This is a genomic window from Novosphingobium nitrogenifigens DSM 19370 (genome assembly GCF_000192575.1).
Taxonomy (GTDB): domain Bacteria; phylum Pseudomonadota; class Alphaproteobacteria; order Sphingomonadales; family Sphingomonadaceae; genus Novosphingobium; species Novosphingobium nitrogenifigens.
The window spans coordinates 202839-218596 of record NZ_GL876927.1 but is presented as its reverse complement, the minus strand read 5'-3'; the positions used below and the strand labels follow the sequence as shown (position 1 = coordinate 218596).

The 15758-nt window shown below is 64.9% G+C and carries 17 protein-coding genes and 1 tRNA gene; 3 read left to right on the top strand and 15 right to left on the bottom strand.

All coding sequences use genetic code 11. The features are described from left to right. A partial coding sequence (locus tag Y88_RS07860) for a hypothetical protein (protein ID WP_232280971.1) occupies nt 1-1151 on the top strand: 1151 nt, incomplete at its 5' end. A 10-nt stretch (nt 1152-1161) separates the two neighbouring features. Here the strand turns inward: Y88_RS07860 and Y88_RS07855 are convergent. Together Y88_RS07855 and Y88_RS07850 are read right to left on the bottom strand one after the other, a co-directional pair. Then, on the bottom strand, nt 1162-2421 hold the full coding sequence (locus Y88_RS07855) for a tyrosine-type recombinase/integrase (RefSeq protein WP_008067832.1): 1260 nt from the start codon (nt 2419-2421) through the stop codon (nt 1162-1164). Between the two features lie 126 nt (nt 2422-2547). Further along, a tRNA-Leu gene (locus tag Y88_RS07850) sits at nt 2548-2634 on the bottom strand. 321 nt (nt 2635-2955) lie between these two features. On the opposite strand from Y88_RS07850, the gene Y88_RS07845 reads away from it, so the two are divergent. Then, on the top strand, nt 2956-3909 hold the full coding sequence (locus Y88_RS07845) for a complex I NDUFA9 subunit family protein (RefSeq protein WP_008067831.1): 954 nt from the start codon (nt 2956-2958) through the stop codon (nt 3907-3909). 76 nt (nt 3910-3985) lie between these two features. Here the strand turns inward: Y88_RS07845 and Y88_RS07840 are convergent, their stop codons facing one another. The 10 genes from Y88_RS07840 to Y88_RS07795 form a co-directional block, all read right to left on the bottom strand. Continuing rightward, on the bottom strand, nt 3986-4657 hold the full coding sequence (locus tag Y88_RS07840) for a glutathione S-transferase family protein (RefSeq protein WP_026167034.1): 672 nt from the start codon (nt 4655-4657) through the stop codon (nt 3986-3988). 83 nt (nt 4658-4740) lie between these two features. Next, entirely contained in the window at nt 4741-5502 is a 762-nt protein-coding gene (locus Y88_RS07835) for a ParA family protein (RefSeq protein ID WP_008067828.1), read from the bottom strand. A gap of 119 nt (nt 5503-5621) precedes the next feature. Continuing rightward, nucleotides 5622-5876, bottom strand: coding sequence for a hypothetical protein (locus Y88_RS07830; protein WP_008067825.1), 255 nt, complete (start codon nt 5874-5876; stop codon nt 5622-5624). A 38-nt stretch (nt 5877-5914) separates the two neighbouring features. After that, a complete protein-coding gene (locus Y88_RS07825; protein ID WP_008067824.1) occupies nt 5915-6358 on the bottom strand; it encodes a chemotaxis protein CheW in 444 nt (147 codons plus the stop codon). Between the two features lie 49 nt (nt 6359-6407). After that, nucleotides 6408-6779, bottom strand: a complete 372-nt coding sequence (locus Y88_RS07820; RefSeq protein ID WP_081458646.1) for a response regulator — start codon at nt 6777-6779, stop codon at nt 6408-6410. A gap of 52 nt (nt 6780-6831) precedes the next feature. Next, nucleotides 6832-7392: a chemotaxis protein CheD gene (locus Y88_RS07815; RefSeq protein ID WP_008067822.1), complete on the bottom strand. Its 561-nt coding sequence runs from the start codon at nt 7390-7392 to the stop codon at nt 6832-6834. Nucleotides 7393-7395: 3 nt separating this feature from the next. Next, nucleotides 7396-8445, bottom strand: a complete 1050-nt coding sequence (locus Y88_RS07810; protein ID WP_018076001.1) for a protein-glutamate methylesterase/protein-glutamine glutaminase — start codon at nt 8443-8445, stop codon at nt 7396-7398. Next, nucleotides 8445-9314, bottom strand: a complete 870-nt coding sequence (locus tag Y88_RS07805; RefSeq protein WP_008067810.1) for a CheR family methyltransferase — start codon at nt 9312-9314, stop codon at nt 8445-8447. Before Y88_RS07805 ends, Y88_RS07810 begins: the two co-directional genes overlap by 1 nt. Further along, nucleotides 9311-11551 carry a chemotaxis protein CheA gene (locus Y88_RS07800; protein WP_008067808.1) on the bottom strand — a complete coding sequence of 747 codons (2241 nt, stop codon included), beginning with the start codon at nt 11549-11551 and terminating at the stop codon, nt 9311-9313. The genes Y88_RS07805 and Y88_RS07800 overlap by 4 nt, the downstream gene beginning before the upstream one ends. Continuing rightward, the gene (locus Y88_RS07795; protein ID WP_008067807.1) at nt 11548-11853 is read right to left on the bottom strand and encodes a hypothetical protein; all 306 of its coding nucleotides are present in this window, start codon (nt 11851-11853) and stop codon (nt 11548-11550) included. Before Y88_RS07795 ends, Y88_RS07800 begins: the two co-directional genes overlap by 4 nt. Before the next feature lie 321 nt (nt 11854-12174). Between Y88_RS07795 and Y88_RS07790 the strand changes: the two genes are divergently transcribed. Next, nucleotides 12175-13203, top strand: coding sequence for a chemotaxis protein CheB (locus tag Y88_RS07790; RefSeq protein ID WP_018076000.1), 1029 nt, complete (start codon nt 12175-12177; stop codon nt 13201-13203). A 213-nt stretch (nt 13204-13416) separates the two neighbouring features. On the opposite strand, the gene Y88_RS07785 is transcribed toward Y88_RS07790, so the two are convergent. The 3 genes from Y88_RS07785 to Y88_RS07775 form a co-directional block, all read right to left on the bottom strand. Beyond that, nucleotides 13417-13797: a flagellar protein FliS gene (locus Y88_RS07785; protein ID WP_008067805.1), complete on the bottom strand. Its 381-nt coding sequence runs from the start codon at nt 13795-13797 to the stop codon at nt 13417-13419. Between the two features lies 1 nt (nt 13798). Next, nucleotides 13799-15310: a flagellar filament capping protein FliD gene (gene fliD / locus Y88_RS07780; RefSeq protein ID WP_008067804.1), complete on the bottom strand. Its 1512-nt coding sequence runs from the start codon at nt 15308-15310 to the stop codon at nt 13799-13801. Between the two features lie 97 nt (nt 15311-15407). Further along, the coding region (locus tag Y88_RS07775; RefSeq protein WP_040702473.1) for an EscU/YscU/HrcU family type III secretion system export apparatus switch protein at nt 15408-15758 on the bottom strand (351 nt) is incomplete at its 5' end.

The following is a 15758-nucleotide window of genomic DNA, read 5'->3' as shown; positions in this document are numbered from 1 at the left end:
TACCTGTATTGCTGTCCCGTTCCGAACTTCACGCCCTGGTCTGGGCCGAGCCTCTCCGTCATCTCGCAAGAGGCTTCGGCATCTCGGAGCAGAGTCTCGCCAAACTCTGCGACCGTTTCGATATCCCGCGTCCTCGGCCTGGGCACTGGAACAAGGTCGCGGCTGGCAAGGAGATCGCCATGCCGGCCTTGCCGCCCGCGAAAGCCGGCATGGACGAGACGATAGAAATTACGCCCCAGTCGGCTGGAGGCATGGCAATGGAGGGAGACGCTGCTCTCGCGGCGGTCCGCCAGAATGGGAAAGCGGTGCGCGTGGCGGAGCGGCTCTCGAATCCGCATCCCATCATTGCCGGCTGGCTTGCAAATCGAAGGGGGGCGATCGCTCGGGGCCGGCTGGTCTATGACATCTGGCCCAACCGGCCGGTCCGGGCTGCGCCTTTCACGCCCGTCGAACGGCGTCGCCTCAGGATATTGGACGCCCTGTTCAAGGCCTTGGAGGCAGAGAAGATCGCCATTGCCGAGACAGATCGGCATGGTCCCGTTGCGCGGTGCGGACAGGACGAGATCGCGTTCCAACTCAGGCCCAGGCTCAAGGAAGTGCGCCAACTCCTCGCTACCGACGAGAGAGGGTGGCATGGCTCCGGCAGGCAATACAGGCGAGAACTGGTCGAGACGGATGTGCTGGTCTTCGAGATCAAGCGTTGGCTGCCCGGCGATTTGCCCCGCGTCTGGCAGGACGGTCGCAAGGGCATGATCGAGGACAGGGTAGGCGACATAATAGCGACCCTGCTTGCGGCATTCCCGATGATGGCCGCAGCCCGAGAAATGGCCGAAAAGCGGCAACGACTGCGAGAGACCGAGGAACGGAAGCGCCAGATGTTGGCGCAGCAGCTCAAGCTCGATCGCGACCGCTTCCGATGCTTCCTTGAGCAGGCCGGCAGATGGCGCGAAGCTGAACTGGCGCGGGATTTCCTCATGGCACTGCGTGCCGCGATGCCGGATTCTTCATTGGAAGTTGGTGGTAGGACGGCCGCCGGGTGGCTGGAATGGGCGCAAGGGCATGTGCAGGCCCATGATCCGCTCACCCAGGATTCGTCCGCTGTCTTCCGATCGATCTCCGACGTGACCGAGCGGACTTACCGTGATCGCTAGGTTGGGAGCCTCAGGCGCGTCGGAAGTTGGGCTTCAGAACCCTTGCGCCGTCGCGCATCTCGTCGAGCTGATCCGACCAGTACTGCATCATCCGCACGCGCTCGTCCCAATATTCGCCGCGCGTGTAGGCACGCCGGATGGCGTTGGTCTCCATATGGGCGAGTTGGCGCTCGATGGCGTCGGGATTGAACTTGCCCGTTTCGTTGAGCAGCGTCGCTGCCATCGCCCGGAAGCCGTGCGCCGTCATCTCCTCCTGGCCGAACCCGAGCGCTCGAAGGGCGGCGTTGACCGTGTTCTCCGACATCGGGCGACGCGGCGAGCGGAAGGAGGGGAAGCAGTATCGTCCTGTGCCCGTCAGCTCCCAGAGCTGCTCGAAAAGCCCGGTCACCTGCGTGGACAGCGGCACGCGGTGCGGCCGTCGCATCTTCATCTTCTGCTCGGGGATGTTCCAGACCGAGCGGTCGAAGTCGAATTCGCTCCACTCGGCCTGGCGCAGTTCGCCCGGGCGTACGAACAGATGGGCCGACAGCCTGAGCCCGAACAGGGTGATGGCGTGGCCGGTGTAACCCTCGATCGCGCGCATGAGTTCTCCGGCGCCCTTGGGCGTGGTGATGGCTGCGAGATGCTTTGCCTTGGGTACGGTCAGCGCGCCGCGCAGGTCACGGGCCGGATCGATTTCGGCCCGCGTGGTCGCGATGGCGTAGCGGAACACGCGGCTCAGCACGCTGCGCATGCGCCGCGCGCTTTCATATCGGCCGGTTGCCTCGATCGAACGGAGCACGGCAAGCACTTCCTGGGCGGTGATCTTGGCGACGGGGCGGTTGCCGATCCTGGGATAGGCCTTGGCAAGCAGCCAGCGGATTTTGCTCAGGGTAATCTCCGCCATCCCTTCGCGCTCCTGCTTGGCAACCCATTCCTCGGCGACCAGCTTGAAGCTGTTTTCCTCGGACAGCATCGCGCGCGCTTCGGCGAGCTTGGCCTCGTGCGAGGGATCGAGGCCGGCGGCGATCAGCTTGCGGGCTTCGTCGCGCCGCTCGCGCGCATCGGCGAGACCGACGTCAGGCCACGCACCGAAGGAGAGAGTGCGCTGCTTGCCGAGATAGGCGTAGTTGAGACGCCAGAGCTTCGTGCCGTTCGGCTTGACGAGAAGATAGAGGCCGGCGCCGTCGGTGAGCTTGTATTCGCGCTCCCTCGGCTTGGCGCTCGTGACGGTGGTCGCGAAGAGTTTTCCCATGGTATCGGCCCGTCCATAAGGGGCCTTCGATACCATGCAGGATACCATATTTGTTCCCGATTGGTGCCGGATCAGCCCGGATTTGACCGGACGGTCTTAGCACAAAAAACGGCTGAAATCAGCCACTTTCGGGACGTCCCCGGACGTCGCCGGAAGAACAAATGGTGCCCAGAAGAGGACTCGAACCTCCACGCCCTTGCGAGCGCCGCCACCTGAAGACGGTGCGTCTACCAATTCCGCCATCTGGGCACGGAAGCGAGAGGGCTGTGTGCCGTTCCCGCCGGGTAGGAGGGCGCCGATAAGGCAGTGTTTCGGTCCTGTCAACAAGGGTTTGTCGAAAATTTTGATTTCCTGGGTGTTCAGGGGCTGCAACGAGGGCGACCTTATACCAACCGACTGAGAGACAAGCCGGGTGCGGCCTGGTATTCGGCATTGAATAGCACGGCGCCCCGGTGCAAAGGGGCGACAGGCGATCCCGGTCCGGCGGCAGTGCGACGGGCCGATCGCATCGGCGAATCATAACTCTCGCCGGCTGGTCCGGCGTAGTTCAGGCATGATCGAGGACAAGACATGACCATCGGCAGAAAGCGCGATCTGGAAGGCAAGGTTATCGCGTTGATCGGGGGAACCGGATTCTTCGGGACTCACCTCGCGCAGGAACTTCTCGACCGCGGCGCCCGTTTGCGCGTCGCCAGCCGCCATCCGTCGGAAGGCTTCAACGTCAAGCCGCTCGGCAATCTCGGCTCGGTGCAGATCGTGGCGGTCGACGTGACCAAGCCGCACACGCTCGAAGTGGTGTTCACCGGCGTCGATGCAGTGGTGAACCTTGTCGGCGCGTTCTCGGGCGATCTCGACGCGATCCAGGGACGTGGCGCGGGACAGGTCGCTGCCATCGCCAAGGCGCGTGGCGCCAAGGCTTTCGTCCACATTTCCGCGATCGGTGCGGATGCGGGTTCGTCGGTCGCCTATGCGCGGACCAAGGCCGAAGGCGAAACGGCCGTGCTCGCGGCATTCCCCGAAGCGGTGATCCTGCGTCCGTCGGTCCTGTTCGGCGTGGACGATACGTTCCTCAACATGTTCGGCGGCCTGATGAAGCTGCCGGTCCTTCCGGTCTTCGCGCCCGAATCGCAGCTTCAGCCGCTCGATGTCGATGACGCGGCCGAAGCGATCGGCAACGTCCTTGCCAAGCCGGAAGCCTTTGCGGGCAAGACGTACGAACTGGCCGGGCCCGAGGCGCTGACCGTCCTTGAACTCAATCGCCGCATTGCGCGCGCGACGGGGCGTTCGCCGCTGTTCTGGGCCCTGTCGGACGGCATGGCCGGTCTCCTGGCCGCGCTTCCCTTCACCCCGATCAGCTGCGATCAGTATGCCCTGCTCAAGAACGGCAGCGCGGCGTCCGGTTCGCTGCCGGGCATTCGCGACCTCGGCGTCCATCCGCGTCCCTTGGAACTGTTCCTTGAACGCTGGCTGGTTCGCTATCGCAAGCACGGGCGTTTCGGCGCACGGGCGCGCAGCGTTGCGTGAATTTCCGGCCTGATCGCTTCGGGCCGGACAGCAAATTCGAACGGCCTGCCGGGATGACCGGCAGGCCGTTTGCGTATCAGGCGTTCACGTCGCCATAGTGCGTCGGCGGCTGGATCACGTCCATGCGCTCGGTCAGCAGAGGGCGGAAGCTGGGGCGGCTCTTGAACACCGAATACCAGCCACGCGCCTGTTCGTGCTGTGACCAGTCGATCCCGCCCAGATAGTCGGCGACTGAAATCTGCGCAGCGGCGGCAAGGTCGGCAAGGCTCATCGTCGACCCCGCGAGCCAGGGGCGATGGTCGATCAGGAAATCGACATAGTCGAGATAGTCGTTCGCGAGCCGGATGGTTTCGCGCAGGATCTTGCCGTCGGGCGGCTGGCGATAGATCAGCCGCTTTTTCATGCGTTCTTCCAGCAGCGGGCTGGTGACGCTGGCAAAGAAGTTTTCGTCGAACAGGGCGACGAGGCGGCGGATTTCCGCGCGATTGGTCGCCGGGCCGTTGATCATCGGCGACTTGTCGACGGTTTCCTCGAAATATTCACAGATCGCCCGGCTGTCGATGAGGACGATCCCACGTTCGGGATTGGTCAGGACCGGCGTGCGCAACGCCGGGTTGAGCATCTGGAATTCCTCCCGATGCTCCCACGGGTTCTCGCGCACGAGTTCATAGCCGATGCCCTTTTCGCTGAGCAGCAGGCGCACCTTGCGGCTGAAGGGGCAGATGGGGAACTGGTAAAGATGCCACATGACGTGCGCCATAATGGCCGAACCTGCAAAGCCAAGTCCAGAAGATCAGCAAATTCGTCGAGATGGACGAAGGGTGGGCGCGATCAGCCCTGCGTTTCGGCTCTCATCCGCAACTTGGCCTCGATCGCATCCCACAGTTTCTGCAACCGGTGGCTGGCCTCGGTCGCACCGGCAAAGGCCCCGACGGGCGTGCGGCGGGCGGCCATCTGCTCGATCACGCTGGCCATGGGAACGACCGGCCAGCCTGCGGCAAATCCCTGATGCACCTCGCGGTGCAGGCGTCGGCGGGTATCGAGCATCGAGAGGACCGGCAGGATCGGCGGATGCCCCTGATGATGGCGAACCAGTTCCTCGCGAATCATGTCGAGCGCCCGTGCCGACAGCGGGGACGGGGGCAGCGGGACGATCAGGAGGTCGGCGGCCCCGATCACCTGATCGCTGATCTCGTTGAGAACGGGCGGGCAGTCGAGAATGACGCGCGGGTAGTCGGCGGCAAGGCGCGCGGTGAGCTTGGCAAGGCGCCGCTTCTTGCCGATTCGCGCAAGCGTTGCGGGGAGATGGCGAAGGCTGTCGTCGGCGGGGAGTACTGACAGGCCCGGCCAGCGGGTTTCGACGATTGCGTCCTGCGCCCGGGTTTCGCGCTGGAAAACGGAGGAAACCGGCGTGCGGTCGGGATCGTCCGAGGCGGGCGTAACACCGAGAAGCCAGCCCGCACCCCCTTGCGGATCGAGATCCCACAACAGTGTCCGATGGTTCGAAACCATGGCGGAGCGCCATGCCAGATCGACAGCGAGCGTGGTCTTGCCGACCCCGCCCTTGACGCTCCAGACGCCGATCACTGCCATGTTGTCTCGGCCCCGCTGCCTGATTCCCGGGCAGATAGTCCGCGATTTGCCCCGATTGCGCAATCGGTTGAGGGATCGTGCGGTTGAGGGATCGTGGTTTCAGGATCGGGGGCGGGGTTTCAGCGCAGCAGTCTCATGCGTTCGCGCAAGGTGTCGATGGCGATCTTCTCGATACCGGCCTGCGGGCAGTCGGCTTCGAGCAGGGCGGCCAGCGAACGCTGCTTCTGGGCGATGAGGTCGATCGCCTGAAGCGTGTCCATGTGGCGCATGACGATGTCCCCGTCGCCACAGAGCGTCGCGCCGAGCGCTTCGACTTCCTGCGACAGTTCCTCCAGCACCACCGCGATTTGTCGGTGGGTGGCGATATTGGCCATTGGCGGCCTCCTTATCCGGGCTCAGAGTGTCCGGAGCGTCACGCCGCTTCGCCCATCTGCGTCCTGTCGCTCAGAGCCGCGAGGTTGAGCACCATGACCATGTGATCCTCGATCGCGGCGAGCCCTTCGAGGAAGGGAACGACGGTATCGTGACCGGCAGTGGGCGGGGGCGGCTGCAGCGCGTCACTGGGAACGGTGACGATGTCGCTGACCGAATCGACGATCCAGCCGCCGACTTGCGCGCCGAGCTGGGTGACGATGATCGCGTGACGCGGGGTCGGCTCGGTTGCTCGCCAGCCGAGGCGGGCCGCCAGATCGACGACCGGCAGGACCGTGCCGCGCAGGTTGACCACCCCGGCTACGTAATGGGGCACGCGGGGCAGGCGGGTAGTCGGGCTCCACGCGCGGATCTCGCGAATGGACATGATGTCGAGGCCAAAGACCTGGCCTTCCACTTCGAACGTGATGAGTTCGCGGATCATGGGTGTCCTCCTTGCCCAGTCTCGGGCCTTGGCGGTGGAAATGGAAAGGTCAGTGCGCGACGCGGCGGACGGCCGCGACGAGCTTGGCGGGGTCGAACGGCTTGACGATCCATCCGGTGGCACCCGCGGCGCGGGCACGGGCTTTCTTTTCCTCGCTGCTTTCGGTCGTCAGCACCAGGATCGGGCGGTCGCGATGGCGGCTGCCTTCGCGCAGCCGCTCGATCAGGCCGAACCCGTCGAGCCGGGGCATGTTGATGTCGGTGATCACCACGTCGACCTCGTTGAGCGCAAGCCAGTCGAGCGCGGCCAGGCCGTCTTCGGCCTGGGCGACATCGAACCCTTGCGCGGTCAGGGCGTGATTGAGCAGCGCCCGCATCGACGGGCTATCGTCAACGGTAAGAATACGGGTCACGTCACTCATGCTGGGAGACTCGCTGGTTGTGGTGGTGCCGGTTGTGGACATGGTTGGGCAATCAGAAGAGTTCGACATCGCCGAAGGCCTTCGCTGGTCGGGTGATGGGCTGGACCGGCGGTGCGAACCGGTCCTCTACCGTGCGGCAACGGACCTGACCGGAGGCCGGACGGAAATCGACGCGACGCGCGGAACTGCCGCCCAGATCGGAACGGAGCAGTTCGATGCCTTCGCGCTGCACGAAGCTGCGGGCGAAGTCGGCATTGGCACTGCCGATGCGCATCATGTTGCGGTTGACGTTGGCACCCCCATAGAGATGCGCCTTGAGCCGGCCCTTGCGTGCGCCCTTGGACAGCATCTGGTTGACCAGAAGTTCCATGAGATAGGTGCCGTAATATTCGTCGACCGAGGCCGCGGTGGCATTGGCGGGCGGTTCGGCCAGCAGGAAGTGGTTCATGCCGCCCAGATGGGCGTCGGGGTCGAACAGGCAGAGCGCGACGCAGCTGCCCAGCACGGTGGACAGTTCGACATTGCGGTCGCTGCTGACCACGGCCTGTCCCTGCATCACGGTGATGCGTTCGGGAGCCATGGATCCGGCTTGGACAATGGGGCGTTCGAACATGGTTCAGGCCGCCTTGTGGAACGTGTGGCGGGCAATCTGCCCGATCGGGGCGACGACGTTGGCAGCGCCAAGTGAAATCGCCGCGCGCGGCATGCCGAAGACGGTCGAGGTCGCCTCGTCCTGGGCAATGGTGCGCGCACCGGCTTGGGACATGGCGAGCAGGCCCTTGGCGCCGTCGCTGCCCATGCCGGTCAAAAGGATGCCGATGGCATTCTGTCCGACGACCTTGGCAACCGAATGGAACAAGACGTCGACGCTGGGGATGTGGCCTGACATCGGCTCTCCCTGACGCAGGCGGCAGCTGAGCGCGCTGATTCCGCCCACGCTGAGATGGCGATCGTCGCCCGGCGCGATGTAGACGTGTCCGTCGCGCAGCGGCATGTCGGGTTCGGCGATCAGGATCCGGGGCGGGCAATTGGCATCGAGCGTGCGGGCGACCGCAGGGGCGAAACGCGCCGCGATATGCTGCACGATCATCGTCGGCGGACAGTTTTCGGGAAAACCGCCGAGCAGGATCTGCAAGGCCTCGACACCGCCGGTCGAGGAACCGATCGCGATCACGCGGGGCCGCTCGTGCAGGCTGGTGCGCGCCTCGCTGGCCACGCGATGCGAAGTCGGTGCTCGCTCGGTAAAGCGGACGCGCGCGGCCTGTCGGATCAATCCGGCCAGACGCCCCGAATCCTCGAACGGCAATCCGCCCGTCGCCTCGGTCTTGGCGTAACAGTCGACGGCGCCGAGCGCGAGCGCGCGCGCGGTCGTCTCGGTCCCCTTTTGCGTCGATCCCGATACGACGATGACCGGCGTCGGGCGCAGCTGCATGATCTTTTCGAGGAAATCGAGGCCGTTCATGCCCGGCATTTCGACATCGAGCGTGACCACGTCGGGGTCGAGCTCGCGGATCATGGTGCGGCCTTCGGCGGCATTGGCTGCCGCGCCGACCACGGTGATGTCGCCTTCGCGTTCGAGACGCGTCTTGAGAATGGCGCGCATCGTCGGCGAATCTTCGACGACGACCACGCGGATTTTCGATTTTCCGTGGGTATCCGTGCTCATCACGCCGCTTTCCTGCGATAGACGGTCGGGCCTGTCGGGGCGAGGTGGTCGAGCGCGGGGCCGGTCACCCTTTCGCTGTGCCCGACATAGAGCGTGCCTTCGGGGGCAAGCATGCCGGCAAAGCGAGCCACGAGGCGTTCCTTCGTCGGGTTGTCGAAATAGATCATGACGTTGCGGCAGAAGATGACGTCGAAACGCCCTTTCATCGGCCATTCGCCAAGAAGATTGAGCGTGCGGAAGCGGACGATTCCGCGCAGTTCCGTGGCAATCGCGCAAGCGTCGCCGTCGGGCACGGTCCACTGGCGGCGCAAGGCGTCGGGAACGGGTTTCAGATCCTCGGTCGGGTAACGCGCGGCCGTCGCCTTGGCGAGGGCATGGGTGGCGATGTCGCTCGCAAGGATGCGCACGTCGCGGCGGGCAATGCCGATCCCGGCCTGACGATCCGGGCCGAGCAGGGTCATGCCCAGCGACCAGGTCTCTTCGCCGCTTGAACATCCCGCCGACCACAGGCGCACTTTGCCGCCGTGTTCGAGCCGATGGACCAACGCGGGGCGGACCTCGTCGCGGAAATGTTCGAAATGATGGGCTTCGCGATAGAAGAACGTGTGATTGGTCGTCAGCGCGCAGATCGCCTTCTGCCGCTCCTGATCGTCCTCGCGGATGCGCAGGACATAGGCGCCGAACGTGGCGCAGCCCGAATTGCGGACCAGCGGGGCAAGCCGCGAATAGACCAGCATGGCTTTGCCTTCGGGCAGGACGATCCCGGCCTGACGATAGACGATGTCGCTGACCGCGCGGAAATCCTCCGCGCTGTAGACGCCGGGACTGATCCCCGGCATCGCATCGTTGAAGGCGGCGGTGATGTTCATGCGGCCTCGAACAGGGTGGCGCCCGACAGGCTGTTGGCAACCAGACCGTCGACATCGACGATCAGTGCAACGCGCCCGTCGCCAAGGATCGTTGCGCCTGCGACGCCTTCGACCGAGCGGTAATGGGTGTCGAGGCTCTTGATGACGACCTGACGCTGATCGCAGATCGCATCGACGAGCAGGGCAGCACGCCCTGCGCCTTCGGTCTCGACGACGATCAGGACGCCTTCCTCGGGGCGTTCGACCGCGCCCGAGGCGCCGACGGCGGCGTGAAGCGGCAGGACCGGAATGAAGCGTCCGCGCACGTTGATCATCGCGCGGTGGGCGCCCAGACCCTGCACTTCCTGTGGATCGGGGCGCAGGCTTTCGACGACATTGGCAAGCGGCACGACCAGAGTCTGGTCACCGACATTGACAACCATGCCGTCCGAAATCGCGAGCGTGAGCGGCAGGGTCAGCGTGAACGTGGTGCCGTGGCCGGGTTCGGATTCGATCGTGATGCGGCCGCCCAGATCCTTCACGTTCTGGCGCACGACGTCCATGCCGACCCCGCGCCCGGAAATGTTGGAAATCTGCTGTGCCGTCGAAAAGCCGGGGGCAAAGATCAGGAGGTCGATCTCTTCCTTCGACATCACTGCGTCGGGGGCGATCAGGCCCTTTTCGACGGCCTTGGCAAAGACGCGCTCGCGGTTGATGCCGCGACCATCGTCGGCGATGCGGATCAGGATGCGGCCCGATTTGTGTTCGGCCGACAGGGTCAGCGTCCCTTCCGCAGGCTTTCCGGCGGCAAGGCGTTCTTCGGGCGGTTCCATGCCGTGATCGACGGCATTGCGGATGAGGTGGGTGAGCGGCTCGCCGAGGCGTTCGATCACGGTCTTGTCGAGTTCGGTGCTTTCGCCCGACACGTCGAGGCGGACATGCTTGCCCGTGCTGGTGGTCAACTCGCGCAGGATGCGTGGCACGCGACTGAACACCGATCCGATCGGCTGGGCACGAATGGCCATGGCCGATTCCTGGATGTCGCGCGTCAGCGTTTCGAGCAGTGTCAGCTCCTCGGTCGCGGCAAGGCCGTCGCCGGAAAGGCGCTGGGCCATCATCGCCTGGGCAATGACGAGTTCGCCGACCGCGTCGATCAGCTTGTCGAGCTTGTTGAGCTCGATGCGGATGGATTGCCCCATCGCGGGCGGTGCCGGAGGCGGGGCGGCCGCCGCGACGGCAGCTGGGGGCGCCGCTGCGGGTCGGGCTGGGGCCTCGGCAACCGGCTCGGGGCTGCGCGGAGCTGCTGCGACGGGCGCTGCGGCAACCGGGGGTGGGGCAACCGGGGGTGGGGCTGCCGGGGCAGCAACCGGGGTTGGGCGCGCGGGTGCGGTTCGGGCAGGCGCAGCGGGAGCAGGCAAGCGCACCGCAGGCATCGCGACATCGTCGCCGATGGCCAGAGTGCAATCGTCGCCGATGAAGTCGAAAATGTCGCGGGCAGCCGCCTCGCTGACATCGACGGGCATGGCAAAGGTCCAGCCCAGATAGCCGACGCCCGGATTGAGCGTGTCGAGCGGGGGAACCTGCGAGACGTCGCATTCGATGCAGGTGCCGCCCAGTGCGATCACTTCGCGCAGCATCAGCACCGGTTCGCTGCCGTTGCGCATGGCGCCCGCATGGGGGCGGACCTTGAGCAGCCAGGTCTTGTCCGACGGCGAATCGGTTTCGCCGCCCATTGATCCGGTGATGTCGTCGAGCATCGCGTCGAGATCGAAGTCGCTGCCTTCGCTGTCCTCGTCGTCGAAAGTCAAGACAGGAGCGGGGGCGGGAGCCGCAACAGGGGCCGGTGCCGATTCGACAACCGGTGCGGGGGCACTTCCGGCATTGGCGGCCATCGCCGCGGTCAGCTCGGCCTGCAGCGCGGCATCGTCGGGCGTGTCGCCCATGCCTTGCGCGGCGTTGACGTGGTCGCTCAGCGTGTCGAGTGCGCGGAGCATGAGATCGACGAGCGGTTCGGTGATTGCCACCGTCCCGTCGCGCACGTCGGAAAGCAGCGTCTCGAACGTATGGGTAAAGGCCTGGAGCGCGATATAGCCGAATGCCCCGGCGCCGCCCTTGATCGAATGGACGCCGCGGAACACGGCATTGACGGTGTCGTCATCCTGCGTGCCGGCCTTGCATGCGGCGAGGCCCTGTTCTGCCGCGGCGAGCGATTCCTCGCACTCGGCAAAGAAGATGGCCTGGATTTCTTCGGCGTTCATGCGTGCGCGCCTTTCCCGTTGGCGGCTGCGGAAGACCCTGTTTCGAGCAGGGGATCGACATCGAAGAGTTCCGCTTCCAGCCCGAGCTGGAGCGCGGTGTCGCGCAGGAACGGCGAGGCGTCGATCACCGCTTCACCGGTTCGCCTCGCGCTGACGAGGATCTGGAGCATGACTTCGCCGATCTGGGTGCATTCGCGGGCGTCAATGTGCAGCGCGCCCGAGCCGAGCGCGGCGATCATTTCCGGAAGCAGCGCCTCGGCCGCGGCACGGTCGCAGCGGGAAGGCAGGCTGATCGTGGGCATCTTGCGTATGTCCCCTCGTTGTCCGGTTGCACCCGGTATTTCGGTGCTCGGCGATTCGGTGCCTCGTGATTGCGCGCCAGAGGATTGGTTTTCCGGAGCGAATCGCGTTCGGCATTTCGTGACGTTGGCGTGTGGTGTTGCGGGGGTGTCGGTCCCGCGACATCCCGGCTTAACCGTGAAGCGGCAAAGGCTCGCTTGCCGGATGATTATGGGGAGATACCTACCCCCCGGCAGAGGATTTGCTGGCGGGTGGGCGGTTAACACTTTCGCTCGAAGGCGCCGCGGTACGCACGGCGCGATCAAGTCAAGGGTTAGCTTTTCATGCACGAAGCACGCGTTCTGGTAGTCGATGACTCCGCGGCCATGCGCGCCCTGTTCTCCGACATCCTGGATCAGGCGAAGAACGTCCGTGTCGTCGGCACGGCCGTCAACGCCGCCGATGCTCGCGAGCAGATCGCCGAACTCAAGCCCAACGTCATCACGCTCGACGTGGAAATGCCGGGGATGAGCGGGATCGAATTCCTCGAGGAAATCATGGAAACCGCCCCATTGCCGGTGGTCATGCTGTCCTCGTTGACCCAGGCGGGCACCGAAACCTCGCTCAAGGCTTTCGAGCTGGGCGCGGTCGAGTGCTTCCCCAAGCCGCTCAAGGCAACGCCGGAGCAGTTTTCCAAATCGGTCGGCAAGCTGGGCAAGATCGTTCTGGCCGCGGCCAATTCGAACGTCCGTGACCGCAAGGTGCGCGCGGAGCAGAAAAGCAGCGATGTCGCCTTTGAATGGAACGGCCATGTCGCCGCGATCAGCGCGTCGATGGGGGGCATCGATGCCCTGACCACCATGCTGGCCCAGTTCCCGGCCAATTGCCCGCCGACGATCGTCTGCCTCCAGGCTGAACCGATGCTGGTGGACACCTTCATCAAGCGACTCGACGACATGCTCAAGTGTCATGTCCGTCCGGCCAAGGAAGGTGCGACGCTGATCCAGGGGGCGATCTATATCGCGGCCGATCCCGAGCATCACGTCGTCGTCGAACCCGGCCATCCGCCCAAGCTGCGCCTGATGGCACGCGATCCGGTCGACGGGGCACGTCCTTCGGCCAATCTCCTGTTCGGTTCGATCGCGCGCGGTGCGATTCCCGCAGTCGGCGCAGTGCTGACCGGTATGGGCAGCGACGGTGCGCGCGGCTTGAAGCTGTTGCGCGATGCGGGCTGCGAAACCTTTGTGCAGGATCGCAAGACTGCACTCGTCAGCGAAGCGCCCGAAGCCGTGATCGCGCTCGATGCAGCGAGCAAGGAAGTTCCGCTCGACGCCCTGGGCGCGGCAGTTCTGGGACGCTGCTCGATGTCCTGATCGTTTTACCCCGACGAGCGTCGCCCTGCCCTGGATCAGCGACGCTCTCTCTGCCCGGAGCTGCGACCCCCGCAGCTCCGGGTTCTTTTTGTTGGTGCAGAAGCGGCGCGCTCTGCGACGAACGGTCCGCATAGGGGGCAACGGGAAAAGGGGGGGCAACGAGAAAAGGGGGCGAATGGCCCCCTTTCCCGTTCCTGCGATGTGTTTTCGGATCTAGTTGCTCGACCCGCTCAGAAGCGCCTGCCGGATCTCGATGAAGTCCTGCCGGATCTGTTCGAGCCGGGGTGCGTCGAAGCGCAGGACGCTGTCGAGGATCGAGGCGCGGGCCGACTGGTAAAGCTGGAGCAGCGCCGGGCCGGTCGGATTGGACCGGTCGACCCCCAGTTCGAGCGCGGTAAGCGCCGCGACCGAACGGGTTAGCGCCGCGCTTTTCGCGCCGTTGTCGCGATGGCTGTCGGCATAGATCGCCCGGCCAAGCGAGCCGGCGAGCTGTTCGAGGCAGAGATCGACCAGCTGGCGAGAATCAGCGCCACGCACGCGCGCGTCGAAATCGACGCGGCGATAGGCTTCGGATGGGTCGCGATGAAGCAGCATGTCAGTTCGACGTCTTTGTCCAGAGGGCGACCTGTTGGGTCAGGAACGACTGTGTCGACTTTGCTGCCGCCACCGCCGAATTGAGATCGGAAAACCGGCTGATCAGGGTCGTGCGCAAAGTCGCCTGCTTGGTAGCGAGATCGCTCAGCTGCGTCTGGATCTTGGTCTGCTGGGACTGCATGGTTTTGACCTGCGAGGCCAGCGAGTTCGAGTTGGTGCTGCTGTTGACCGACTGCGACAGGTTGTAGATCGTCCCATAGATGCCGTAGAGCCCGGTGGTGAACATCGCGGCAGTGGCTGCCGGTTGCGATGTCAGCGTGCTTTTGAGCTTGGCGGTGTCGAGCGTGAACGTGCCGTCCCTGTTCAGCGTCAGCCCGAGATCGCCCAGCGTACTGGGCTCGCCGGTGGCGGCATGGGGCATGACTGTGGTGCTGGACAAGGTCGCCAGCGACTGCTGCAGCGCACGCGCGCCGGGATTGTTGTTGAGCGCGGCCTTGGCCGCAGTGTCGGTGTTGAGTTCGCTGACCACCTGGTTTAGCGCGGAGACGATGTCGGTCATCGCGGTCGAGATCGAGCTGGTCGGATCGCTGAAACTGATCGTGGTCGGGTTGCCGGTATTGGTCCCGGTCAGCTTGAGCGTGACGCCGGGCGCGGCATCGGTGATCGAATTCGAACTCGATGTGCGCGTCACCCCGTCAAGGATGTACGAGGCGTCGGTCGCCGAAGAGGCAAGGCGCGAGGATCCTGTCGACGGGTCCCAGGCAAGCTGGGAGAGGCCCGGGTCCGAGGCGTTTTCCGTGGCGCTGATGGTAAAGGCGTTGGCCGCCCCTTGCGCACCCTTGATCACGAGCTGCTGCCCGTTGGTGTTGGTCGCGACATAGGCGGTGACGCCCGCGCCCGAACCGTTGATGGCCGTGGCGACGTCGCTGAGCGTTGCGCCCTGGGCGATCGTGACATTGACCGCAGGTCGTGTGCTGTCGGCGGTGAAAGTCGTGCCCGAAATCGAGCCGAGCGTGATGGTGAGGGTGCCCGACCCCACGGTCGCCGTGGACGAACTGACTGTCGGGCTGGTGACCGTCTGGCCCTGCGCGAGCTGGGTGACTTCCAGAGTGGAGGTGCCGCTGCCCGAGATGGTCCCGGCCGTTACCGTCGCAACCGCGCTGTTGGCGATCTGCGGCGTCACGGCAAGGTCGCCCTGGCTGATCCGCGTGCTGAGCGAGCTGGTCAGCGTCGACATCAGGTTCATCAGCGACGAGGCTTCGGAAATCTGCGTCGTCAGAGTGCTGTTCTTGGTGTTCAGCTGGTCGATCTGACTGGCGTATTCCGCCTGCGACAGCTGATCGGCAAGGCCGGTGACATCGACCCCGCCGCCTGCGCCCAGTTCGGTCAGAAGGGCCTGGGTTGCGCTGTTGCTCGACGTGGTCGAGGTGCTGCCGGAAGAGGACGAAGTGCTCGAAGTCGAACTGGTCGACGAAGTCGAGCTGGTCGAGCTGGTCGATGAGATCGTGGTCATGCAGCCAAGGACGTCCGTTTTTGCAGTAAGTTAAGTTCCGGTGCCAAGCTTTGTGCAGAAAGGCCGGAGCGGGGCATGGGCAAGGGGATAAGCCGGGTCACGAGGCCATGACCTGGTTGCCGACCACCAGTTCCGGGCGTCCTTCGGTGTCGAAGCGGACTTCGACCGGAACATCGACATCCGGGGTCGGCGGGCTTTCCCCGCGTTTCAGGCTGAGCACGAAGGCGAGCACCGAGGCGACGGCGGCATAAAGCTCTTCGCGGATCATCTGGTTCTCGCGGGTCGTGTAATAGACGGAACGGGCAAGCGCCGGGAATTCGAGCGTCGGCACGTTGAGCGTGAACGCCAGTTCCTTCATCGCCAGCGCCTTGTCCCCGCGCCCCTTGGCCAGAACGACCGGGGCCGGCGCGCGATCGGGATCGTAGCTCAGCGCGACGGCGAAATGGGT

Bases quoted from the DNA above. Each gene is read 5' to 3' on its own strand.
- Y88_RS07805 (WP_008067810.1), bottom strand. From the start codon at position 9,314: ATGAACATCACCGCCGCCTTCAACGATGCGATGCCGGGGATCAGTCCC.
- Y88_RS07845 (WP_008067831.1), top strand. From the start codon at position 2,956: ATGACCATCGGCAGAAAGCGCGATCTGGAAGGCAAGGTTATCGCGTTG.
- Y88_RS07820 (WP_081458646.1), bottom strand. From the start codon at position 6,779: ATGAGTGACGTGACCCGTATTCTTACCGTTGACGATAGCCCGTCGATG.
- Y88_RS07855 (WP_008067832.1), bottom strand. From the start codon at position 2,421: ATGGTATCGAAGGCCCCTTATGGACGGGCCGATACCATGGGAAAACTC.
- Y88_RS07815 (WP_008067822.1), bottom strand. From the start codon at position 7,392: ATGTTCGAACGCCCCATTGTCCAAGCCGGATCCATGGCTCCCGAACGC.
- Y88_RS07795 (WP_008067807.1), bottom strand. From the start codon at position 11,853: ATGCCCACGATCAGCCTGCCTTCCCGCTGCGACCGTGCCGCGGCCGAG.
- Y88_RS07830 (WP_008067825.1), bottom strand. From the start codon at position 5,876: ATGGCCAATATCGCCACCCACCGACAAATCGCGGTGGTGCTGGAGGAA.
- Y88_RS07790 (WP_018076000.1), top strand. From the start codon at position 12,175: ATGCACGAAGCACGCGTTCTGGTAGTCGATGACTCCGCGGCCATGCGC.
- Y88_RS07785 (WP_008067805.1), bottom strand. From the start codon at position 13,797: ATGCTGCTTCATCGCGACCCATCCGAAGCCTATCGCCGCGTCGATTTC.
- Y88_RS07835 (WP_008067828.1), bottom strand. From the start codon at position 5,502: ATGGCAGTGATCGGCGTCTGGAGCGTCAAGGGCGGGGTCGGCAAGACC.
- fliD (WP_008067804.1), bottom strand. From the start codon at position 15,310: ATGACCACGATCTCATCGACCAGCTCGACCAGCTCGACTTCGTCGACC.
- Y88_RS07840 (WP_026167034.1), bottom strand. From the start codon at position 4,657: ATGTGGCATCTTTACCAGTTCCCCATCTGCCCCTTCAGCCGCAAGGTG.
- Y88_RS07825 (WP_008067824.1), bottom strand. From the start codon at position 6,358: ATGATCCGCGAACTCATCACGTTCGAAGTGGAAGGCCAGGTCTTTGGC.
- Y88_RS07810 (WP_018076001.1), bottom strand. From the start codon at position 8,445: ATGAGCACGGATACCCACGGAAAATCGAAAATCCGCGTGGTCGTCGTC.
- Y88_RS07800 (WP_008067808.1), bottom strand. From the start codon at position 11,551: ATGAACGCCGAAGAAATCCAGGCCATCTTCTTTGCCGAGTGCGAGGAA.